The sequence below is a fragment of the Thalassospira australica genome, assembly GCF_044790785.1.
GTDB classification, from domain to species: domain Bacteria; phylum Pseudomonadota; class Alphaproteobacteria; order Rhodospirillales; family Thalassospiraceae; genus Thalassospira; species Thalassospira australica_A.
In genome coordinates this window covers 1,181,258-1,201,987 of record NZ_CP085258.1, presented here as the reverse complement: position 1 = coordinate 1,201,987, position 20,730 = coordinate 1,181,258, and the positions used below count along the sequence as shown (strand labels likewise).

The following is a 20,730-nucleotide window of genomic DNA, read 5'->3' as shown; positions in this document are numbered from 1 at the left end:
CAATGTGAAAACCACGCAGGCGGAATGATCATTCGTCGAACATATTCGCCCGATTGTCGATCTGCGACCGGAATGCCCACAAAGATCAGTGCGGGGTGGCTTAGTCGTGTGTGACATGGGCAAAGACATCCCGAACAACGCGGGAAATATGTTCGTCATCAATCTGATAGAATATGTGACGCCCGTTGCGCTCGGATGCCAGAATGCGCTGATCGCGCAATTGGCGCAGATGATGGCTGGTAAGCGACTGCGACATGCCCGATGCCTCGGCCAGTTCGCTAACGGTTTGCGGTTTTTCCATGCAGCGCAGAACAAGCTGCAACCGCCCGGCATCTCCCAGAAGCGCAAAGATTTTTGCCGCCGCCTCGATATCGGGCAGCGACAGGTTATGACCGGTGGCGCGCGATGCATCGCGTGTAACGGCCTCGCCCTGTTCGGTGGAAAGCCCAAGGCGTGCGGCGGTATCGCATTCCTGACAATCGTCACCATTACTGGCACTGACCACAACCGGGCGGGCCGGTGCGATTTCGACTTTGCGGGATTTGGCTTTGCTTTGTGACATGTCCCTATTTTCCACGCCCTGCATCGCTTGGCAAGGGGACTTGATGTTTGAGCGCATGGAACTCCGCCCCGCAGGGAGCGTTACGGGTATAGCACATCATCGAAAGTGCCCACCAGAACAAGGAGACACACCGATGCAAGAGCAAACAGCACTCGATATTTTTAATCTGCGCCAGTCTCGCGATAGCTGGGAACGGAATGTTGCCGGTTACTGCGCGAAAAACGACATGCAGGTCGGCAACCTGCCCAAAGAGGTTACCGGCCCCTATAACGAGATGAATGAGGCGTGGGAAAAGCTTAAGGCCGAAGGCGATGCCGCAAGCAACGCCACGGCCGAGCAGTTCCACAAGGCGACCGAAAAGCTTGAAAAAGCGTGGAACAAAATGACAGGCGACAAGGGTTAAAAGTCCCGGACCTGAAATGCCTCAAAATCGCCTTTTCATTGCCAATCAATGACATGATTGCTCCCCAGATTGAAACTGTCTGGAAAAGCAAAAGGAGGCTCCCATGACAGCCCGTCCCCTTCCGGAGCACGCGAAGCTCCATCAGGAATTCAAGGACTGGGAATTCGGCCTTGCGGCCCACTGCAAGGAATCCGAAGCCGGGCTTGAACAATTGCCAAGCGAGGTTGTTCAGGCGTGGGATGACATGGATGCCGCCTGGAGCGAGATCAAGGATCATAGCGGTGATATCCCGCAAGAAGCCCTGCAGCGTTTTCGTGAAGCCAAACAACGTTTGCAGGTTGCGTGGGACGCGATGATTTATTCCAAACGGCATTAAAGACGCCGCGCAGGAAGCAACCAGACTTTTTCGTCTCCCTCTTTCCTCCAAAGGGCGGGTCAGTCTCCCCTTCCGCTCTTACCTTTTACAGCCGGGGCCATACTTTCCCGGCTGTTTTTTTGTCTGCATCGCGGTCGCAAGCCGTGCGGTGTGAAAAGTTTTTGGTGATCTCCTGGTAATCGAGTTTGGCTGATACGGCAGCGAACGCGAAATTGCCGAGGTGATTGTCGCCGATGGCGGGTTTGAAACAGCCGGGGTCGGGTTTCCAGCCTTGCCCGAGGCTCGTCGAAGGATAAGCCTTCGGAGTGATCACATTCACCAATGCGCACAAGCCCCGCCGCGCAAAGTGTGATCGCCCGCCCTTCTTCCTGCGTAAGGCATGGAAACACCAGCACCAAAAGGTATTTCCGTGACCATCGAACTTGCCCTTCTCGTTTTTAACGCCCTTTTCTGCCTTGTGTTTCCAAGGGTTTACAACTGGTCCTATGGCAAGCAGGTCGGTGGCAAACGCCTGATGGGAAATCGTGACAATCTGCCTGAACGGCAGGGGCTGGCCGCACGTGGCCTGCGCGCCCATCAGAACCACCTGGAAAATCTGGTGCCGTTTGCGATCATTGCTCTGGTCGGACATGCAATCGGCATTTCGAACACTGTCACTGTGGCTTGCGCGATTGTTTTTACCCTCGCCCGTGTCGCACATGCCGGGTTCTATTTTGCTGGCATCACGCGCCTTCCGGGGATCAATGGCGTGCGGTCAATTGCCTATTTTGTCAGCCTGTTTGCGATGCTGATCTTTGCCTCGCAGTTATTTGGGACTTAAATATCGGCGCAACCTCTCGACAATCGGGAATTCGGGCGTTACGAGATAGACGGCCAAACCGAAACGGTGGGTCTTTCAAAGCTTTTACCCAAGGATTTGCCGTGAGCACGTTGCCCCCCTGCCCGAAATGCCAGTCGCCCTATACCTACGAAGATGGCGAATTGCTGATTTGCCCGGAATGCGCCCATGAATGGTCGCTGCAAACCGCAACGGGCGGAGACGAAACCGAATACAAGGATGCCAATGGCAATGTGCTTGCCGATGGCGATACTGTTTCGATCATCAAGGATCTGAAGGTCAAGGGTGCGTCACAACCGCTTAAGGTCGGCACCAAGGTCAAGAATATCCGCCTTGTCGAAGGCGATCACAATATCGATTGCAAGATCGACGGATTTGGCCCGATGAAGCTTAAATCCGAATTCGTCAAAAAGATCTGATTGCGGGCTTCGCCGTGTAAACCCTGTGCCGACGACATTGCGACCGGGTTCTGGTACAATGTCGTCGTCTGATACCGGCTTGAACCATCCAAAGGAAACGGGGGCCACCATGCGCCACCTCGCCTTTATCGCCGCAATCGTCGCGACCCTGTCGCTATCCTCCTGCCTGACCTTCAACTGGCAGCGCAGTGTTCAGCAGGTGCTATCGAATGCGTGTAATTCGACAGGTGATTGCGGATCGGATGGGCCGGGTTATTAGAACACCCCAAACAAAACGGCGCGCCCAATGGACGCGCCGTTTGTTGTTTCCGATGACCGGAAAACTTATTCCCACTCAATCGTTCCCGGTGGTTTCGAGGTGTAGTCATAGGTGACACGGTTGATGCCGTTGACCTCATTGATAATCCGGTTGGCGATGCGGCCAAGCAGTTCCGGCGGGAAGGCGAAGAAGTCGGCGGTCATGCCGTCGGTCGAGGTAACCGCGCGCAGCGCACAGGCATAGTCATAGGTACGACCATCGCCCATCACGCCAACGGTACGGACCGGCAGCAGAACCGCGAAAGCCTGCCAGATGGCGTCATAAAGACCGGCATTACGGATTTCTTCGAGATAGATGGCATCGGCCTTGCGCAGGATATCGAGCTTTTCGCGCGTGATCGGCTGGCCAGGGATGCGGATGGCAAGCCCCGGACCGGGGAACGGATGACGACCAACAAAGCTGTCTGGCAACCCCAGTTCACGACCAAGGTCACGGACTTCGTCCTTGAACAATTCACGCAGCGGTTCGACCAGCTGCATATTCATGCGTTCCGGAAGGCCGCCAACATTGTGGTGTGACTTGATGGTGACCGACGGGCCACCAGTGAAAGACACGCTTTCGATGACATCCGGATAAAGGGTCCCCTGTGCGAGGAAATCAGCACCACCGATTTTCTTGGCTTCTTCTTCGAACACTTCGATGAACAGGCGGCCAATGGTTTTGCGTTTGGTCTCCGGATCGATTTCGCCTTCGATCGCACCAATGAAGGTTTCCGACGCATCCACATGGACAAGCGGAATGTTGTAATGGTCGCGGAACAGGGTGACGACCTGATCGGCCTCGCCCGAGCGCATGAAACCATGATCGACAAACACACAGGTCAGCTGGTCGCCAATCGCTTCGTGGATCAGGACCGCGGTGACAGAGCTGTCAACTCCCCCCGAAAGGCCACAAATGACCTTGCCATCGCCAACCTGTTTACGGACTTTGGCAATGGCGTCGTCTTTATAGGCGTTCATCGTCCAGTCGCCAGAGCAACCCGCAACACCGTGGGTGAAGTTTTTAAGCAGCTGTGCGCCATGCGGGGTGTGAACCACCTCGGGGTGGAACTGCACCGCGTAGAATTTCTTGTCATCATTGGCGATGGCGGCAAACGGGGCGCCTTCGGATTTGCCGACAACGCGGAACCCGTCAGGAAGGGCATCGACACGATCGCCGTGGCTCATCCAGACCTGTTCGCGCGCACCTTCGGCCCAGATGCCGGTGAACAGTGCGCAGTCTTCGATCACATCGACAAAGGCACGACCGAATTCACGGTGATCGGACGTTGCGACCTTGCCGCCAAGCTGGTTGACCATGGTCTGCTGACCATAGCAGATGCCAAGCACCGGCACGCCAAGCTCAAACACTTTTGCCGGGGCAGACGGCGCTTTGTCCCAATGGACCGATGCCGGGCCACCTGACAGGATCACGGCCTTGGGCGCGTATTCGTCAAGGAAAGCATCCGAGACATTGTTGAAGGGGTGGATTTCGCTATAGACACCGCTTTCGCGCACGCGGCGTGCAATCAGCTGGGTGACCTGCGATCCAAAATCAATAATCAGCACGCGATCTGTCATCGGGCCGTATCTCCGTCGAGTATGGGGTTGCGCCGTACATACGCCAAACCATCCGTCTCGGCAACCCGGCGCAAACGGTTACCTTGGGATGCATTCATGAAATTCTGATGCCGAATTCCGGCATTTGGGGACAATTGCGGCCTTTTCCTGCCGGAACGCCCCCGAAAAAAGCACAATTGGTCCCTTTTTCCTGCGCAATGCGTCTGTAACTTGGCTTCCAACGGAGCACGGAGATAACCGCGTCCGACAGAATTAGAAATCATGAGCAAATCAAGTTTGACCATGCAAAGGGACACAGACAAATGACACAGAATAAAGGCAGTAAAATCGCGCTTGCCGTCGCTGGCCTTCTTCTGGTCGCCGGTGCGGCAACGGCCATTGCGATGACGCAGTCCGAAACCGACAATCCGGCTTCGCTGTTTGGCAGCGATACCGGTACTGAAAAAAGCGATACCATGACCCCGGCACCGGATGCGCCTGCGGCCGAAACCGGTGAAGCCCCCAAAGGCACCATGCCGGAAGGGACGGATCAGGAAGTCCCTGGCATGAAGGGTCTTGATGGCAGCGCTGGTGAGGATAGCAGCCCGACGGAACTGATGCCCCAGGATGATGGCGGCATCACCGGCGACGGAACGCCCCCCAAAGCCGAATAAAAAAACGACCGGGTAAACTGTGGAAGATCCGCTCTTCACAAAGCGTTCACGGTAAAATGCACTTGTGAAAAAATGTGGCCCTGCCCCAATACGGAGCAGGGCCATTTTTCTTGGCAAAATTTTGCAGTTTCCAAGCAGACCAAGGGCAGCGTCGGACATCGGGTTGTTTGCGATGACCATAGCTGCCATTGTCATTATTTCACCTTGCCTTTGGCTGTGCGTTCAAACACCGCAACAAAGAAACCATCGGTACCGTGCACATTCGGCGACAGGCGAAGCCAAGGCTTGTCCTTGCCGCCGGGTACCGGGACGGATTTTGGTGCGTCGGGCCAGATTTCACTGATCGGAACCGGTTTGAAATCCTTGCGATCACGCATGAAGGTTTCGATCAGACGTTCATTTTCTTCGGGCATGATCGAACAGGTCGCGTAAATCAGACGCCCACCCTTGGTGACCTTTGCCGCACCGGCCTTCAAAATCTTGCTTTGATTTGCCATCAGGGTGCGAATATCGCGCTGCCCGATGCGCCAGCGCAGCGCCGGGTTACGGCGCAGGGTGCCAAGCCCCGAACAGGGAACATCAAGCAGCACGCGATCAAAGAAACCGGATTTGTTGCGAAGCCAGCTGTCACGTTCATCGGAAATGATGCGCTGCTGAATGCAGTCACCGGCACCGGCACGTTTGGCACGTTTGCGCGAATTATCCAGACGACCGCCATGGGTATCGCAGGCAAGGATACGGCCCTTGCCACGCATATCGGATGCCATGCCAAGCGTCTTGCCGCCACCGCCCGCACACATATCAAGGATATGCATGCCCGGCTTGGCATCGACCAGGCGCACGCAGATCTGCGATGCTTCGTCCTGGATTTCGATCAAACCATCCTTGTAGGCCGCCGTGACCAGCATATTGACGCCAAGCGGCAACCGCAGTCCATTGGGCGCATAAGGAAGCTTTTCGATATTATGGATACCATCGGCCTGAAGCGATTTGATGGCGTCCTCGACCGTGCCACGCAGGCGATTGACGCGCAGATCAAGCTTGGCGGGCTGATTATAGGCCGCCATTTCCGCCGGCAGGTTTTCGTGATGGAGCTTTAGCAGTTCGGCATAAAGCCATTTCGGCAATTCGGTTTTGACGGCACCGGGTTGTCCGTCATGGTCAAGCGTCTTTCCGGTCAGCTTGTTGATCAGATGCTTTTCCGCCGGATGCAGCGGGTTCGGGCAGAACTCGTCACCATTGAACATGCCGGAAATGTCATCGGCACTGCGGTTATCCTGCAAAACCAGTTCGGCAATCATACGCGCACGACCGTCCTGGAATTCGTATCCGCATTCGGCAAGCCACCAGCCCAGACGCGCCTGATGACGGATCAGGTTATAGAAACGTTCGCTGATTTCGCGACGATCGCCACCACCGATATAACGGCGATTGCCAAAATAGCCGGAAATAACGCGGTCTGCGTCGTCTCTGGTCTGGGTCCAGCCGTCATAAAGTTCAATGACAGCCGCGATACGTGCACCGGGTTTCAAAACGAATGTCCAACCTGTCTGAGTGTGATGTTCCTGTCCCGATATGGGAATTTAAGCGAACACCATACGATAAAAAAGGCGATGACGGCAGGATTGCCTGCCGCCACCTGAAATTTGTGCCCGCTGATATCACGGGTTGGGCCATTCGCCAACAGCGACAAGCGCAAGGCTGCCCAGCCAATTGATCAGCGGATACCGCGTCAGTTAGCCACCATCAGTTACCAGGGCGGTAATTCGGGGCCTCGCGGGTGATGGTCACGTCATGGGCATGGCTTTCGCGAAGGCCTGCATTGGTGATGCGGACAAACTGGGCGCGTTCACGGAAATCGGCAAGCGTTGCCGAACCGGTATAGCCCATCGATGCCTTGAGCCCGCCCACCATCTGATGGATGATCTGGCCTGCCGGACCTTTATACGGGACGCGGCCTTCGATGCCCTCTGGGACGAGTTTCAGGTTATCCTGAACGTCCTGCTGGAAGTAACGGTCGGCCGACCCGCGCGCCATGGCACCGACCGAGCCCATCCCGCGATACGATTTGTAGGAACGGCCCTGATACAGGATGACTTCGCCGGGTGCCTCGTCAGTACCGGCCAGAAGCGAGCCAACCATGCAGGTGCTGGCACCCGCAGCCATTGCCTTGGCAATATCGCCCGAAAACTTGATGCCGCCATCGGCGATGATCGGAACGTCAAGCTTGTGACCGATTTCCGCACATTCAAGAATTGCCGTCAATTGCGGGACACCGACACCGGCAACAATACGGGTCGTGCAGATCGACCCCGGACCGATGCCGACCTTGACCGCATCCGCACCGGCTTCGGCCAGTGCCTTGACGGCTTCGGGGGTGGCAACGTTACCGGCGATGATCTGGGTATTGCCGATCTTTGATTTGATATATTCGACAGCCTTGATCACACCGGCCGAATGGCCGTGCGCGGTATCGATGACCAGAACGTCAACACCGGCTTCAACCAGTGCCATTGCACGTTCATAGCCGCTTTCGCCAACGCCGGTGGCGGCGGCAACGCGCAGGCGACCGCTTTCATCCTTGCACGCATTCGGGTGCAATTTGGCTTTTTCGATGTCCTTGACCGTGATCAGGCCGGTACAGCGATAGGCTTCGTCAACCACAAGCAACTTTTCAATACGGTGCTGATGCAGAAGTTTTTTGGCTTCTTCGGTTTCGACGTTTTCCGTCACCGTGACCAGGTTTTCATGGGTCATCAGTTCGGAAACCGGCTGCGAACGGTTCGATGCAAAACGCACATCACGGTTGGTCAGAATGCCGACCAGCTTGTTGCTAGCGCGTTCGACGACCGGAATACCTGAAATATGGTTGATGTCCATCAGATCCAGCGCATCGGCCAGCGTCTGATCCGGGTGAATGGTGATCGGGTTGACGACCATACCGGATTCAAATTTCTTTACGCGGCGAACTTCTTCGGCCTGCTGTGCGATATCGAGGTTCTTGTGAATGACCCCCATACCACCATGCTGCGCCATAACAATCGCCATCGGGCTTTCGGTCACTGTGTCCATTGCGGACGACAGAAGCGGAATGCGCAGGTCGATATTTTTGGTAATGCGGGTGTTGGTCTGCACCTGTGCCGGCAGCACTTCGCTGGCGGCGGGTTTGATCAAAACGTCGTCAAACGTCAGGGCTTCTGCAATGCGGGTCATACGGGGCCACCTCGTTAATCTGAGTTGGCGCGGAACTTATACACGTTATGGCCTTTATGCCAAGTTTTCTGCGCCCATAGCAGCCCTGTTATTTTATTGCTGCATTATCCGGGCCATTCCGTTAGAAACTGGTAGATGGGGCTGCTAACTGGTGCAGCCCCTTTTTTGTGCCCGGATTCTGCAAGACAGACAAAGAGTTTGCCGCAGTCGCGAAAATGCCTGCACCAACGGTTTACGCGGGCGCAGCATCCGGAACGTTCAGCACCTTGTCGATAAACCGGCGCACATCGCCATCAAGTGAATCGGCCTGCCCCAGAAGATTTGTCACCTCGCTATGAAGTTGCAGGACGACAGAACCGGACTCGGTCGTGCCGCTGGCAAGGTCGGCGAGGATGGCCGCAATGGTTTGCATGCGTCGCACCGCCTGATCGATCCGGTCACTGATTGCACCGACGACTTCGGTCTGTTCACGGGCGGCCTCGGCAACCAGTCGGGCACCATTATCAATCTCGCTGATCTTTTCATTGATCTCGCGCACCGATGAAACGGCCTCGCGGGTCATGGCCTGCATTTCGCCGATTTCACCGATCACCTGTTCGGCAGCACGGGATGTCTGGGACGCCAGGTTTTTGACCTCGGTCGCGACCACGGCAAACCCCTTGCCTGCTTCACCCGCACGGGCGGCCTCGATGGTGGCGTTCAGAGCCAGAAGATTGGTTTGATCGGCAACATCGGTGATCAGTTCAACCACCTTGGTCACACGAAGCGCCATGTCATCAAGGCGCGTGATGTGGTCATCTGCAACACGGGCCCGGCTGACCGCGGCCTCGGCCAGTTCGGCAGAACCATTGATCTGCGCACCGATCTGACGGATGGATGCACTGAATTGTTCAGTGGCAACCGCGATACCATTCAGGGCCTCGGTGCTGTCATCGGCTGCAAGACGCATATCGTTGGCCTGTTCGGCAATGCGGCGGACCTGCCGGGTCAGGAAATCAGAACTGTCGCTTAGCTGTTTTGCGCTGTTCGAGACCGAACCGACGACCGACTGAATATCATCACCGATACGCCCGGCGCTGTAGCTGAAGTTTCTGGTCTTTTCATGCATGGCATCAAGGGCCGCATTGACCGTCCCGGCATAGCCGATGAGATCACCGCGCAGTCCCCTTGGCAGGATCTTACGATAATAGGACCCGCGGGACGCGTGGCCCATGGCCCCTGCGGCTTCCTTGGCGAACGCCTCGGTCAGGTCAAGCAACTGGTTCACCGCATTTTGCAAGGGGGCAAGATAACCGTGCGTTTGACGATTATTGACCCTGACACCCATTTTTCCATCAGCAGCGTCATGGACGATATCGTGCAGTTCATCAATGATCCGCTTGTGGCGGGTAATGGCAATCGTGCCAATCAAAGACAGAACCAGAAGACCGATAATCGCAATCGCGGAAACAAGCGGTGCATGGTTTGGTGCCGACAGAAGGGCGCCGATCAACCCAAAGGCCAGCACCAGTCCAGAAATCAAAATCCGTCGCAGATTAGAGAGTGAAAACAAACTGATCATAGTCGATGCCTGCCTGCCCCAGGAGGTTGCCAAGTTTTTGTGTACTGCGCGCCATGCCGTCCTTGCGATTGCGTTCGCGTTCTTCTTCTGCACGAAGATCGGCATAAAGCGGAATAACCTGTTCGACCGCGTCCCGGCGCGGCACCCGACGGTTTGAATGATAGCCAATGATGTTACCGTTTGGCCCGAAGGTCGGCGTGACATTGGCCAGAACCCAGTAATGATCCCCATTTGCCGAACGGTTGATCACATAGGCAAAAATCTCGCGCCCCTTGGAAATCGTGTCCCACAGCAAGGCGAACACGCAGCGCGGCATGTCGGGATGGCGAATAATGCTGTGCGGCTGGCCCAGAATATCCTTTTCACGATATCCTGCGACCCGCAGAAAGACGTCATTTGCGTAGGTAATACGCCCTTTGGTGTCGGTCTTGCTGACAATGATTTCATCATCGCCAAAATGACGTTCAACACCGGTCAGAAAAAGCTGATCCTGTTTCATGAATTGCACCCCGTTTGCGGATCAATGGTCCCACAACCGATCCTGACATAGCGAAACCCCGCCCGGGTCGCGCAATTCTGCGTCAGTTTCATCCGGTGCGGAGACTATTTGCTAGACCAATGTATAGATTATGCCAGCGGCGTACTTCTTGACTTAGCGCAATCGGGTTCATGAATATTTCGCAGCCGACACAACCCCGACGGTATGGATATGAATTTTTGAAAATAAAAAAGCGCGCCGATCCTGTGGCGCGCTTTGTATTTTACATTCCGGTATTTTATTCGACCGGCGACCAGCCGTCATCTTTTCGCAACTCTGCATTGGCAATTTCATCGGCGGCATTGTTCTGCCCGCGGAATCCGGTGGCGATCAGATAGGCTTCCGGGCTTTCCGGGCGCGATGCCGGCGGTTTGGCATGTTTGGACACGCGGAAATTCTTTTTAACCCGGTTCAAAAGGTCATTTTCCGTGCCGCCCTTGAACACCTTGGCGATGAAAATTCCGCCCGGAGCAAGGACTTCTTCGGCAAACAGCAGGGCATGTTCGACCAGATCGATAATACGAATATGGTCGGTCTGGCGATGGCCGGTGGTTTCGGGCGACATATCGGAAATCACGGCATCAACTGGCCCGTCAAGGGCCTGCTTGATCATGTCAGGTGCCGCCGGATCAAGGAAGTCGGCCTGCAAACAGGTTGCACCGGAAAGACCTTCCCATTCCAGAATATCGAGCCCGACAACTTGCCCCCGCCCCTGTTTTGAACCGACCATATCAACCGCAACCTGCGTCCAGCCGCCCGGTGCAGCGCCAAGGTCGACAATGCGCATGCCCGGACGCAGCAGATCAAACTGGTTGTTGATTTCAATCAGCTTGAAGGCCGCACGCGACCTATAGCCAAGGCGCTTGGCTTCCTGCACATAGGGATCGTTCAGTTGCCGGTCGAGCCAGCGGGTCGAGGAAATCTTGCGCCCCTTGGCACTTTTGACGCGCGTCCGCAGCCCGCGCCGGGCGCCGGTATCAATCGCGGCAATGGCTGAACCCTTGCGGCGGCGCGTCCCGCCTTTTCCGCTGTTATTGTCGGTCATGTTCTTTACCTGAACTGAAACGTGTTAAAGGCCAGTACGATCCGTCGACGTGATGCCGATCATGGATTGGCCGGAATATGAGGCACTGTATGACGTCGCGTTTCGCACGGGTCAATAGCATGACCATCTGCGCGCATCAAATCGACCAATATTCCCTCGCGCAGGCCCCGATCAGCAACTTTTAGCGTCGCCAGCGGCCAGATATCACGAATCGCGGCAAAGATCGCTGCTCCCGCATCCATCAGCTCGGCCCGCTGGTTCCCGATGCAGGGGTGGCCTTTGCGTTTGTCGGCTTCCATGCGCAGCAGCAATTCGGTGACGCGTTCCGCATCATCGAACCGCAAATCCGATCCATCAACCTTGTGACGTTCGTACCGTTCAAGGCCAAGCGCAATACCGCAGAATGTGGTCACGGTGCCCGATGTACCAACCATCTGCACCTTGCCATCGTCAAGAATATCCGAGCAGCTATTGCGGCTGGCAAAATCACGCAGACGGTCACGGATTTCGGTGCGCATCGCTTCGAACCGTTCACGACGCTGCTCGATCCCGGCATAACGTTCGGTCAGGCACAGAACCCCGCAGGGCATCGAAAGCGTTTCGATGCACTGGGTCTGGCCCATCTTATCGACCTTGATCCAGCAGATTTCCGTGCTGCCGCCACCAATGTCAAACACCACCGCATAGGGGCGTTCATCAAGCAGCGCCGAACAGGCCTGCAAAGCCAGACGGCTTTCCTCATCCGGATTGATGATTTGAAGCTCGATCCCGGTTTCATCAAAAACCTGACGAACGAATTCATCGCGATTTTCAGCAGTTCGGCAGGCCTCGGTCGCCACCGCATGCAATTTTGCACCGGGATGCTTGCGCAGTTTTTTCGAACAGACCTTTAGCGCGTCAATCGCGCGGTCCATGGCTGCCTGACAAAGATACCCCTTTTCACGCACACCTTCGCCAAGGCGCACAACACGTGAAAAGGCATCGATCACCTTGAATCCGTCATTGCACGGGCGGGCCACCAGCAAACGGCAGTTCGAACTTCCCAGATCAATGGCGGCATACAGTGGTGGATGACTGGTCGCAGCAGTTACAGGACGTTCGGCAACCAGACTGTCACCAGACAGGCCTGAAGATGCCGCCGCAGACGGCGCATCCATTACGGTACTTCCGACCATGGCAGCACTGCCGTCAGGGCGGATGGCCCTGTGCATGTCGCTATGGGGAGATACCTGTTTCACCTTTATAAACCTGCCTTGTCTGTTACATACCAATTCAATGATCACATCAAGACGACATTTATATGACGGTCTTGCGAATCACCCATATGAGTTTACCGACAATGTTGCACAAGGCAAATCCCGTATGCATTTAACACATAGGCATGTGCATCTGACCACATGGCGGGGAAAAAAGGTCTTGCCAAAGTGCCACCGGTTTTATAAATAGCGCCCCACGCCACACGGCGTTCAAGGCTCTGTTGGGGAATAGGTTAACGGTAGACCTACGGACTCTGACTCCGTCAGTCCTGGTTCGAATCCAGGTTCCCCAGCCAGCCTTCACCTGCTTTGCAGACTTTGGTGAACTTCGGTCCAATAATTTTGTACCGAACAAAAATCACCCCTTACATAGCCCTGCTGGGGAATAGGTTAATGGTAGACCCGCGGACTCTGACTCCGCTAGTCCTGGTTCGAGTCCAGGTTCCCCAGCCATCTTTGTCCTTCGCCAATCCAAAGATTTTTGATTTATCGCGTTTGGCAAAACAGTCATTTTCCGATATCGGCAGTCTCCGATCGGCCAAGAAGATATTTTGCCATTAAGGGGAACCAGCCACCGTGTTTTACGTTGGTGGTCATACGATCTGTGACAAATCACAGGCAGCAAATGCACATTTGGCAACAAAGGAGCATGAGATGCTTACCGATATGTACCGATCCCGTCACTGTTCCCGTCCGACAATCATCGACCGTGTTGATCCGGTAATCTGGTCTGATCAAGGCCATTGCCCGATGATCTCGGCCGAGGATGAGAAATTTTACGAAAAGAACGGCTTTCTGTTTCTGAAGAATGTTTTCAGCGATAGTGAAATCGCGCAGCTGCGGCGCGAGGCCGATCTTGTGGAAAATTCGGACCCTGCCGACGAGGAGGTTATCTCCGAGCCAGGTAGTGACGAAGTGCGTAGCGTTTTCCGCGTTCATGATAAAAGCGACGTGTTTTCCCGCCTTGTATCCGATGACAGACTTGTTGCGATTGCCGAACATTTCCTTGATGACGACGTTTACATTCATCAATCGCGCGTCAATTACAAACCGGCTTTCAAGGGCAAGGAATTCTTCTGGCATTCGGATTTTGAAACATGGCACACGGAAGACGGCATGCCGCGCATGCGCGCGCTTTCGATGTCAATCACATTGACCGATAATTCGACCCATAACGGCCCGCTGATGCTGATCCCCGGATCGCATAAAAAGTTCATTTCCTGCGTCGGGGAAACTCCCGATCAGAACTACAAAAACTCGCTCAAGATACAGGAAATCGGCACTCCTGATCAGAAAAACCTCTCGAAAATGGTTGATGAGTGCGGGATTGTCGCACCTGTCGGCCCCGCCGGGTCGGTTCTGATTTTCGAATGCAATACGCTGCACGGGTCGGGCAACAACATCACCCCCTATCCGCGGTCGAACATGTTTTTCGTTTATAATGCGATGTCGAACCGGCTGGTCGCGCCCTTTGGCGGAACAAAACCACGCCCGAACTTTCTGGCAACGCGCGAGGATATCGTTCCGGTGCGTACCGGCCGCCACAAAATACGAGCCGCCGAATAACCCGGTCAGGAAGACAGAAAACAGGGCGGTGACGATCCTTCCGCCCTGTAGGTATCGCCGATTGCCTTTTCGGTGACGGGGTACATGCCCGCCTCGGTCAGGATGATATCGACCGGAATGTCATATTCATGGGGAAAGATATCATCCAGACGCGTTGCCTCGAACCCGACACCAACCACAAGCGGACGAACCGCCAAGCTTGCAAGCGTCCGGTCGAAAAAGCCCCCGCCATATCCCAACCGGTAACCTCGCCCGTCAAACCCGACCAGCGGCGCGATCATGACATGGATCGGCACGGCTTTGGTCCCGACCGGTTCGGGAATGCGTGCAAAGCCCGGAACCATTTCGGCTTGCGGTGTCCAATCATGAAAAATCATCGGCTGAGCCTTAGTCGGCACGACTGGCAAGGCAGCCTTCCCGCCGCGCGCGATATGATCGACAATTACCGGCCGCAGATCGATTTCGTTCTGGATCGGCCAGTAAAAGCCGACCGTCGCCTTTGGCCGTTCGGCAAGAATGGCCATCATCCCATTGCAAACGGATACGGACCATTGCCCGTGGGTCGCCGGATCGATGCTGCCGCGCCATGCCAGCAATTCCTTGCGCACATTCTTGCGCCAGTCAGATATTGCGGCATCGTCTGAAACATTAGGCGGAGCTGGCAAGCTGATCGGGGGCATGGTGCTTAACCTGATGGCGATGTCGGAAACGGGCGTGATAGACAAGTTTAACGCAAAAAGGCCCTGAAACGAATAACGCGCCGGAGACCGGCGCGTTAACGGTTGTCAGCAAAAGCTGCAATCCAAAATCAAATTACATGATGGAGAGTTCTTCTGCCGACATGCGGCCGTTACGACCTTCAATCAGCTCGAATTGAACCTTCTGACCCTCATCAAGTCCCTGCAGACCAGCGCGCTGAACAGCGGTGATGTGCACGAATGCATCCTTGCCGCCTTCGTCCGGGGTGATGAAGCCATAACCCTTGGTCGCATTGAACCACTTAACCGTTCCGGTAGCCATATCCGTAGTCGTCCTTAGTTTTGGTAATCGCATTTCCCAAGCGCGGAAAATGCTTAAGTTACGTCCCTGCAGAAAGTCTTCTGACAGGCATGGGAACCTCAACCATAAGGCAACCATCTACATCAAAGACATACTGCATCGTTTCAACAATTACGCGAATTTCGGGTATCGTGCAATGGATTCATGTATGAAGTTCTTTATTCAAAGCGGGTGCTTAGCTACCTTTTCACGAATATTTCTTTCTGATCGAGTGAATGAATTCAGCCACAACCTGGCCGCACGAATGCGCAGGATCGATTTCAGCGGATTGTTCCAAAATGCACGCGACGTAACACCAGATGGCCCCCGACCGGACAGAATGAACCCGCATCCCCATACCGGAATGCAAGTATTTCTCCGCTTTTGACGAAATATGCGACTGCAACGGTTAATCAGGCAAATCGCCTGCTTGGCAGAACATCTTTTCCGGTAGCAAAAAATGATTGCTGTATGGCCCCTGGCATCACCCGCCAATCTGACAATCATTCAAACAAACCAAATGACAGGTCCTTTGAATAGCGATCCGGAACTGTGAACATTTTCACATGTTTGCATTCCAGAGGGCCCAAAACCGGCATTTATATTATGCCCACAAATATCAGCCTCAATCGATTCTATCCTGACCTGAAGGTGATCAAAAGGAGGCCGTTATGTTGCCAACCGGCGACGATATTCCTTCGCCGCGCCGGGTTGTGGCCCGGATTGATTGAACTTTCTTGTCAAATTCCGCGACAAGCTGTCTGGCCCGGGCCGTATCGTGGCATACGAGGCTCAGTTCGACATGCAATACCGGCGGCAAAGGCGCCCGGGTCAGGCCCGGCACATGATCCAGTCGTCCTGAATGCGTAATCACCGCATCAATTCGCCCCTGGAGCAGCAATTGCTGCCCCTGCTCGATTGTGCGCATGCCATAAAACTCTGTTCCGGTTTCATAGGGGACCGTGATGGGCGGCAAATTTGCCAGATGGCCGACAACAATTTTGCGACGCTTTTCCGGACTATCCCCCCGGCGGATGTATAGGATCAGGTCGAAAGGGACTTCTTCCTGTGCCAACACTTTTCCCGGCATCGGCTCAAGCAGGCGCACAATCACACAATCAAGGTCGCGCGCCTCAAACAATTCCATCATCCGGTTATACGGAATACCGTCGGCCATCCTGAATTCCGGTTCTGCCTGCAAGGCAGCAAAGAACGGGATTTGTGTCGCGTCAAGAGACTGGTCCCAGTTTTCACCAAGCGTAACCGATATGCCGATGACGAGGGCTTCGTCGTCGGAATTTGCCTTGGCGACCGGGGATGAGAAAAAGACGATTACGGCAACACAGCAGGCAAGAAAACAGCAAACGGGACGTTTCATAAGCCCCCGCACAGAAATGTCGTCAAGACCGGGTCATCCCGGATTACCATTGTCGCGATATGGCCCTGTTACGCCCCGCCTTCAAGACCGGAATATCCGGATACGCAATCATCCGTATCAAAACAGCAATGGCAATCCGGTGAACATATCGGACGCATGGCCAAACCCGTTTCCAACCGCCGCGGACAACCGCCTGAAGAGGTTGGGATTCTCAAGCTGTTTCAGCAGCAAAATTGCGATTGCCTGATTTTGTCATATTGCAGAAGGTGGTTTCGCGTGACAATTGCCTGCAAATCGGTTGAAGATGGATTTAAATGCATGCCACACGGCAGCATATATATAACAATATAAAACGAGCAAACCGGGAATCCCGGACGGATTGGGACACAAGCAGTTAAATAAGGTCAGGCCGAAGATCAGATCGGAACGCATAAAGTGACTGCAACGACAAAGATCGCCAATCCACGCGACATTGCGCACAATGTCATGACGCTGATAACGGAATTGAACCTGCAACCGACACCGCAGGTTTATCACGTATTCTATAGCTATTTGACCGACGAGATCCCCGAACTCAGTCAAATCGTCAAGGTCCTGATACGAAACACACAGGAACTCGACGAGGAAACCGTCTTTCGGATTTATCACAAGTTCCTCGGCACGCACGCCCTGCAGCAACGACTGAATATGGGCGTCGAAGGCTTGCAGGCCGCTGTCGAGCGGGTTGAAGAAGCCGTACATTGCGTGATTCGCGAGACAGAAGGTTTCTGCGAGCAGCTGGACAATGCGTCCGACCGCCTGAATTCCGACGATATCACCCTTGAGGTCGCACGCGATGTGACGCGCGGGCTTTCAAGCGCAACACGCGACGCCCATGGCAAATACAGCGAATTCAACGGGTGCCTTGACGATTATCATAACGAAGTTCGCAGGGTTCGAAGCGAACTGGAACTGGTACGGCGGGATGCCCTGACCGATACCCTGACCGGGATCGCCAACCGCAAGAATTTTGATGCATCGCTTCGTGATGCCGTGACCACAACCATGGAAACTGGTGCACCGCTTAGCCTACTAATGATCGATATCGATCATTTCAAAAATTTCAACGACAGTCACGGCCACCGTGCCGGGGATGGTGTCCTTAAGGCTGTCGCGCGCGTTTTGGTCAATTCGACCAAGGGGGCAGATACGGTTGCCCGTTACGGCGGCGAGGAATTTGCCGTCATTCTGCCCGATACCATGGTGGAAAATGCCGAAAAGCTTGCCAACAAGCTGCGCGACAATGTTTCGGGGCAGCGGATCGTCAACAAGAAAACCGGCAAGGATTTCGGTAAGTTAACCGTTTCAATCGGCTTGACGTGTTACAAGCTTGGCGAGAATATACTGGAGTTTGTTGACCGGGCGGATGAAGCCCTCTATCAGGCAAAGCAGGAAGGACGAAACACCTGCACTATGATACGATGACATATCTGCTGCGACGATGTGCCGGGAACGGCATGTATCGTCTGCAACAATATGAAAATATGGACACCAGCCCCGGCTTCTTCTCTGCGATAATTGATATGCCACCCTTTCATTTGGAAGGCAAAGGCCATAAATCAAACTTGCAGCGCTTGTCCGGGCGGAGCAAATAAATGAACAAACCGATGCGCGAACGCAAACTCGACCTTGAACACAAGGTTTTCAAATCGTTCGAAGATTGCCATTTCCAAAAGTCCGATCTTTCGGACGAGGCGCTTTTTGTCCTGAAAATGGCAGAAGGATCGGTTGTTTCACTGCCGCTTAAAGCCATTTGCAAGGAATTCGGGATTGATCCTGACTCAAACGATGGTGAACTGATCGGACTTGTCGACAAGTCGCTGGACTTCGTCAATGTGTTGCGCCCCGGCGATGATTTACCGCTGGAGGTCCTGACCGGCGAAGCATCCTGGGAAGTCGATGAAGATCACCGCGCGATCGCCTATAACCGGCTGACCATGCAGCTTGTCACATGGATGTCCGGGAACGAGGAACTGATCACCGATCCTGAACAGCTCATGCAGATTGCCGAGGATCCCGCTACCAAGAAAAAGATCAATCAGGCCTTTGACGAAGTCGCTGATAAACTTAATATCGGCCGCGAGAATCGTGAGGAAGTTGTCAATCTGGTTCATCAGGTGGCCGAAGAACTTTCCTATGTCGAGACACTTCGCGACAAGTATCGCAACGTTAAAAAGATCGACAGAAAGCTTCAGGAACTGCGCCGTATCTATGCCCATGAAAAAGGCGTCCTGGAAACAGTCACGCAGGTTATTCGCCTGATTGATGATGCGATGAAGAAGTTCGAAAACAGCTTTGACGAGATCGACGCCAATACCGGTGAAATCATGTCGGTCCTGCGCAACTTTACCACCCAACGGCAATATATCCGCACCACGCGCGATGATCTTTATCGGCGTCTGCGCGCGTGGGAACCGCTTTTTGAGCGCTGGGACACCATGGAACTTGAACGCGGCGCCCCAGCGGTACGGCTGGTGCGCGACACCTATCAATTCCTTGCACCGCGTTTCATGAAGGTTAAGGAATGGCTGATGATGACCAAGGTGCAGGACGGAATCGCATCGGGTCAAAGCTTCAAGAACGAAGATGAGCGCATGGGCGCACTTAAAGGCAAGATGATGCAGTGGTAACGCTGATCCGGCCTTGATCGCCCTGCCCTGAATTGCAAAAGCGCTGCAAATGCCGCGCTTTTTCTTTTGGGCGTCGAAGTCGTCGCTATTGCTTCATGATCTTTAGCGCCACATGGCCATCAATCATGGTAATCGATTTTTTCGAAGATGCCGGTACCGGCACGCGCACATCAATACAATAGGCAATCAGTGCTGCCGCCAGTTCTGCACCTGCTGCCGGAACAATTATCGGGTCACCATGATCGGCTATGATATTGAGCCGGGCCGCAATTTCAGGCGATTTCTCAATTTCGAGCTTGCCGATCTGGCCGGGCGGCAGCGGCTTTCCCGTGCGACGGCGATAGCCGACCAGTGCCTTGATCAGTTCGCTTTCCTCGAAAATGATACAGCGCAATTCGCGCATAATGGCTCTTCCTGCAAATGCATCTATACATCGATATAAGGCAGGATAATCCGATTTAAAGAGGTTTTACAAACAAATAGGGCCCTAGCTTGAGGCCAGCCATATCCCGACCGCGATCATCAGCGTTCCGGCAATCCGGTTGAGGATACGGACATTCCCGCTTTTTTCCAGGAAATGACGCAAGGACCGCCCACCGGTAGCATAAAGCGTCAGGCAAATCAGTTCTGTCACCAAAATAATTGCCACCAGCACGGAAAGCTGTGGCGCGATAGCATGGTCAAGACTGATAAAGGGCGGCAATAACGCCACCATGAACGCCCAGCCCTTCGGATTGGCAATCGCAGTCACAAATCCCTGGGAGGCAAGAGCAACCGGCGTTGCCGGACGAGCAGCATCAAGCTCGGCGCTGAGTGCCATGCGCCCGCGCGAACGCCACATCTGGATACCAAGCCACGCCAGATAAGCCCCACCCACATATTTGAACACTGCAAAGACCGCAGGATATTCAAGCATCACCGTCGCAACACCAAGGGCCGACGCCACGACCACGATCCCCACGCCGACAAGTTCTCCCATCATCATCCAGACAGTACGACGCACACCGATCGTCATTCCCATGGTCAGCGCAAGCGTCATGCACATCCCCGGCGTGATCGAGACAAAGAAAGCCGTCGGAATAAAGGCTCCGATCAGAGAGAGGCTTAACATCGTGAAAATCCGTAATCTGGTGGCGGCACATGATACGAAACTTTGTTGGGGCATTTCGTATCGGTTACACAACAGATAACCGAGAATTTTCTCGCCTCAAACTCAATCTTTGGCATAGGAGATCTGCAATCGGCACTTCTCATATTTTGCAGGCCAATTTGGAGGCCTGAGCTCTGCCAGAGGCCCCTCGCGCTGCCACCATGCGCTAAATTCCACCCTAAAAAGC

23 protein-coding genes and 2 tRNA genes are annotated in these 20,730 nt (G+C 54.4%); 11 read left to right on the top strand and 14 right to left on the bottom strand.

The genetic code is table 11. The features are described from left to right. Positions 1-100: 100 nt before the first annotated feature. Positions 101-562, bottom strand: coding sequence for an ArsR/SmtB family transcription factor (locus tag LG297_RS05665; RefSeq protein WP_404425984.1), 462 nt, complete (start codon positions 560-562; stop codon positions 101-103). 133 nt (positions 563-695) lie between these two features. Here LG297_RS05665 and LG297_RS05660 point away from each other — a divergent pair, with 133 nt between their 5' ends. Further along, positions 696-965 (top strand): hypothetical protein, encoded by a 270-nt coding sequence (locus LG297_RS05660; protein ID WP_404425982.1) that lies wholly within the window; start codon positions 696-698, stop codon positions 963-965. Between the two features lie 103 nt (positions 966-1,068). Further along, on the top strand, positions 1,069-1,341 hold the full coding sequence (locus LG297_RS05655) for a hypothetical protein (protein ID WP_404425980.1): 273 nt from the start codon (positions 1,069-1,071) through the stop codon (positions 1,339-1,341). Positions 1,342-1,426: 85 nt separating this feature from the next. Here the strand turns inward: LG297_RS05655 and LG297_RS05650 are convergent, their stop codons facing one another. Beyond that, positions 1,427-1,663, bottom strand: coding sequence for a hypothetical protein (locus tag LG297_RS05650; protein WP_404425978.1), 237 nt, complete (start codon positions 1,661-1,663; stop codon positions 1,427-1,429). A gap of 87 nt (positions 1,664-1,750) precedes the next feature. Between LG297_RS05650 and LG297_RS05645 the strand changes: the two genes are divergently transcribed. The 3 genes from LG297_RS05645 to LG297_RS05635 all read left to right on the top strand — a co-directional run bounded on the left by LG297_RS05645 (position 1,751) and on the right by LG297_RS05635 (position 2,857). Continuing rightward, positions 1,751-2,161, top strand: coding sequence for an MAPEG family protein (locus tag LG297_RS05645; RefSeq protein WP_404425976.1), 411 nt, complete (start codon positions 1,751-1,753; stop codon positions 2,159-2,161). A 101-nt stretch (positions 2,162-2,262) separates the two neighbouring features. Further along, the gene (locus LG297_RS05640; RefSeq protein WP_404425974.1) at positions 2,263-2,598 is read left to right on the top strand and encodes a zinc ribbon domain-containing protein YjdM; all 336 of its coding nucleotides are present in this window, start codon (positions 2,263-2,265) and stop codon (positions 2,596-2,598) included. A 58-nt stretch (positions 2,599-2,656) separates the two neighbouring features. Continuing rightward, positions 2,657-2,857, top strand: a complete 201-nt coding sequence (locus LG297_RS05635; RefSeq protein WP_404425972.1) for a hypothetical protein — start codon at positions 2,657-2,659, stop codon at positions 2,855-2,857. A gap of 65 nt (positions 2,858-2,922) precedes the next feature. Here LG297_RS05635 and guaA read toward each other — a convergent pair whose 3' ends face one another. Then, on the bottom strand, positions 2,923-4,476 hold the full coding sequence (gene guaA / locus LG297_RS05630) for a glutamine-hydrolyzing GMP synthase (protein WP_404425970.1): 1,554 nt from the start codon (positions 4,474-4,476) through the stop codon (positions 2,923-2,925). A gap of 302 nt (positions 4,477-4,778) precedes the next feature. Between guaA and LG297_RS05625 the strand changes: the two genes are divergently transcribed. Continuing rightward, positions 4,779-5,129, top strand: coding sequence for a hypothetical protein (locus tag LG297_RS05625; RefSeq protein WP_404425968.1), 351 nt, complete (start codon positions 4,779-4,781; stop codon positions 5,127-5,129). 194 nt (positions 5,130-5,323) lie between these two features. Here the strand turns inward: LG297_RS05625 and LG297_RS05620 are convergent, their stop codons facing one another. The 6 genes from LG297_RS05620 to LG297_RS05595 all read right to left on the bottom strand — a co-directional run bounded on the left by LG297_RS05620 (position 5,324) and on the right by LG297_RS05595 (position 12,724). Next, positions 5,324-6,661: an RsmB/NOP family class I SAM-dependent RNA methyltransferase gene (locus tag LG297_RS05620; protein WP_404425966.1), complete on the bottom strand. Its 1,338-nt coding sequence runs from the start codon at positions 6,659-6,661 to the stop codon at positions 5,324-5,326. A gap of 214 nt (positions 6,662-6,875) precedes the next feature. After that, positions 6,876-8,342, bottom strand: a complete 1,467-nt coding sequence (gene guaB, locus LG297_RS05615; RefSeq protein WP_404425964.1) for an IMP dehydrogenase — start codon at positions 8,340-8,342, stop codon at positions 6,876-6,878. A gap of 232 nt (positions 8,343-8,574) precedes the next feature. Beyond that, on the bottom strand, positions 8,575-9,864 hold the full coding sequence (locus LG297_RS05610; protein WP_404425962.1) for a methyl-accepting chemotaxis protein: 1,290 nt from the start codon (positions 9,862-9,864) through the stop codon (positions 8,575-8,577). Between the two features lie 13 nt (positions 9,865-9,877). Next, complete coding sequence (locus tag LG297_RS05605; protein ID WP_085641748.1) at positions 9,878-10,402, bottom strand: PAS domain-containing protein; 525 nt, start codon at positions 10,400-10,402, stop codon at positions 9,878-9,880. A gap of 277 nt (positions 10,403-10,679) precedes the next feature. Continuing rightward, on the bottom strand, positions 10,680-11,486 hold the full coding sequence (locus LG297_RS05600) for an RlmE family RNA methyltransferase (protein WP_404425960.1): 807 nt from the start codon (positions 11,484-11,486) through the stop codon (positions 10,680-10,682). Between the two features lie 59 nt (positions 11,487-11,545). Continuing rightward, positions 11,546-12,724 (bottom strand): Ppx/GppA phosphatase family protein, encoded by a 1,179-nt coding sequence (locus LG297_RS05595; protein ID WP_404425958.1) that lies wholly within the window; start codon positions 12,722-12,724, stop codon positions 11,546-11,548. 240 nt (positions 12,725-12,964) lie between these two features. Here LG297_RS05595 and LG297_RS05590 point away from each other — a divergent pair. From LG297_RS05590 to thpD, 3 genes are all read left to right on the top strand, one after another. Then, positions 12,965-13,038, top strand: a tRNA-Gln gene (locus LG297_RS05590). 83 nt (positions 13,039-13,121) lie between these two features. Continuing rightward, positions 13,122-13,195: transfer RNA gene (locus tag LG297_RS05585), tRNA-Gln, on the top strand. Positions 13,196-13,396: 201 nt separating this feature from the next. Further along, positions 13,397-14,308 carry an ectoine hydroxylase gene (thpD, locus tag LG297_RS05580; protein WP_404425956.1) on the top strand — a complete coding sequence of 304 codons (912 nt, stop codon included), beginning with the start codon at positions 13,397-13,399 and terminating at the stop codon, positions 14,306-14,308. A gap of 5 nt (positions 14,309-14,313) precedes the next feature. Here the strand turns inward: thpD and LG297_RS05575 are convergent, their stop codons facing one another. From LG297_RS05575 to LG297_RS05565, 3 genes are all read right to left on the bottom strand, one after another. Continuing rightward, complete coding sequence (locus tag LG297_RS05575) at positions 14,314-14,988, bottom strand: 5-formyltetrahydrofolate cyclo-ligase (RefSeq protein WP_404425954.1); 675 nt, start codon at positions 14,986-14,988, stop codon at positions 14,314-14,316. Between the two features lie 133 nt (positions 14,989-15,121). Beyond that, entirely contained in the window at positions 15,122-15,328 is a 207-nt protein-coding gene (locus LG297_RS05570) for a cold-shock protein (RefSeq protein WP_007090786.1), read from the bottom strand. 673 nt (positions 15,329-16,001) lie between these two features. Beyond that, entirely contained in the window at positions 16,002-16,724 is a 723-nt protein-coding gene (locus LG297_RS05565; RefSeq protein WP_404425952.1) for a hypothetical protein, read from the bottom strand. Positions 16,725-17,159: 435 nt separating this feature from the next. Between LG297_RS05565 and LG297_RS05560 the strand changes: the two genes are divergently transcribed. Both LG297_RS05560 and LG297_RS05555 read left to right on the top strand, forming a co-directional pair. Beyond that, the gene (locus LG297_RS05560; RefSeq protein ID WP_404425950.1) at positions 17,160-18,188 is read left to right on the top strand and encodes a GGDEF domain-containing protein; all 1,029 of its coding nucleotides are present in this window, start codon (positions 17,160-17,162) and stop codon (positions 18,186-18,188) included. Positions 18,189-18,358: 170 nt separating this feature from the next. Further along, a complete protein-coding gene (locus tag LG297_RS05555) occupies positions 18,359-19,393 on the top strand; it encodes a hypothetical protein (protein ID WP_404425948.1) in 1,035 nt (344 codons plus the stop codon). A gap of 85 nt (positions 19,394-19,478) precedes the next feature. Here the strand turns inward: LG297_RS05555 and LG297_RS05550 are convergent, their stop codons facing one another. Beyond that, positions 19,479-19,796 (bottom strand): hypothetical protein, encoded by a 318-nt coding sequence (locus tag LG297_RS05550; RefSeq protein ID WP_062952617.1) that lies wholly within the window; start codon positions 19,794-19,796, stop codon positions 19,479-19,481. Positions 19,797-19,880: 84 nt separating this feature from the next. Next, complete coding sequence (locus LG297_RS05545) at positions 19,881-20,504, bottom strand: LysE family translocator (protein WP_404425946.1); 624 nt, start codon at positions 20,502-20,504, stop codon at positions 19,881-19,883. Positions 20,505-20,730 lie beyond the last annotated feature (226 nt).

Excerpts from the sequence above, each read along its gene's own strand:
- LG297_RS05665 (WP_404425984.1), bottom strand. The coding sequence starts at position 562 with ATGTCACAAAGCAAAGCCAAATCCCGCAAAGTCGAAATCGCACCGGCC.
- LG297_RS05660 (WP_404425982.1), top strand. The coding sequence starts at position 696 with ATGCAAGAGCAAACAGCACTCGATATTTTTAATCTGCGCCAGTCTCGC.
- LG297_RS05655 (WP_404425980.1), top strand. The coding sequence starts at position 1,069 with ATGACAGCCCGTCCCCTTCCGGAGCACGCGAAGCTCCATCAGGAATTC.
- LG297_RS05635 (WP_404425972.1), top strand. The coding sequence starts at position 2,657 with ATGTCGTCGTCTGATACCGGCTTGAACCATCCAAAGGAAACGGGGGCC.
- guaA (WP_404425970.1), bottom strand. The coding sequence starts at position 4,476 with ATGACAGATCGCGTGCTGATTATTGATTTTGGATCGCAGGTCACCCAG.
- LG297_RS05625 (WP_404425968.1), top strand. The coding sequence starts at position 4,779 with ATGACACAGAATAAAGGCAGTAAAATCGCGCTTGCCGTCGCTGGCCTT.
- guaB (WP_404425964.1), bottom strand. The coding sequence starts at position 8,342 with ATGACCCGCATTGCAGAAGCCCTGACGTTTGACGACGTTTTGATCAAA.
- LG297_RS05605 (WP_085641748.1), bottom strand. The coding sequence starts at position 10,402 with ATGAAACAGGATCAGCTTTTTCTGACCGGTGTTGAACGTCATTTTGGC.
- LG297_RS05600 (WP_404425960.1), bottom strand. The coding sequence starts at position 11,486 with ATGACCGACAATAACAGCGGAAAAGGCGGGACGCGCCGCCGCAAGGGT.
- thpD (WP_404425956.1), top strand. The coding sequence starts at position 13,397 with ATGCTTACCGATATGTACCGATCCCGTCACTGTTCCCGTCCGACAATC.
- LG297_RS05575 (WP_404425954.1), bottom strand. The coding sequence starts at position 14,988 with ATGCCCCCGATCAGCTTGCCAGCTCCGCCTAATGTTTCAGACGATGCC.
- LG297_RS05570 (WP_007090786.1), bottom strand. The coding sequence starts at position 15,328 with ATGGCTACCGGAACGGTTAAGTGGTTCAATGCGACCAAGGGTTATGGC.
- LG297_RS05565 (WP_404425952.1), bottom strand. The coding sequence starts at position 16,724 with ATGAAACGTCCCGTTTGCTGTTTTCTTGCCTGCTGTGTTGCCGTAATC.
- LG297_RS05555 (WP_404425948.1), top strand. The coding sequence starts at position 18,359 with ATGAACAAACCGATGCGCGAACGCAAACTCGACCTTGAACACAAGGTT.
- LG297_RS05550 (WP_062952617.1), bottom strand. The coding sequence starts at position 19,796 with ATGCGCGAATTGCGCTGTATCATTTTCGAGGAAAGCGAACTGATCAAG.
- LG297_RS05545 (WP_404425946.1), bottom strand. The coding sequence starts at position 20,504 with ATGTTAAGCCTCTCTCTGATCGGAGCCTTTATTCCGACGGCTTTCTTT.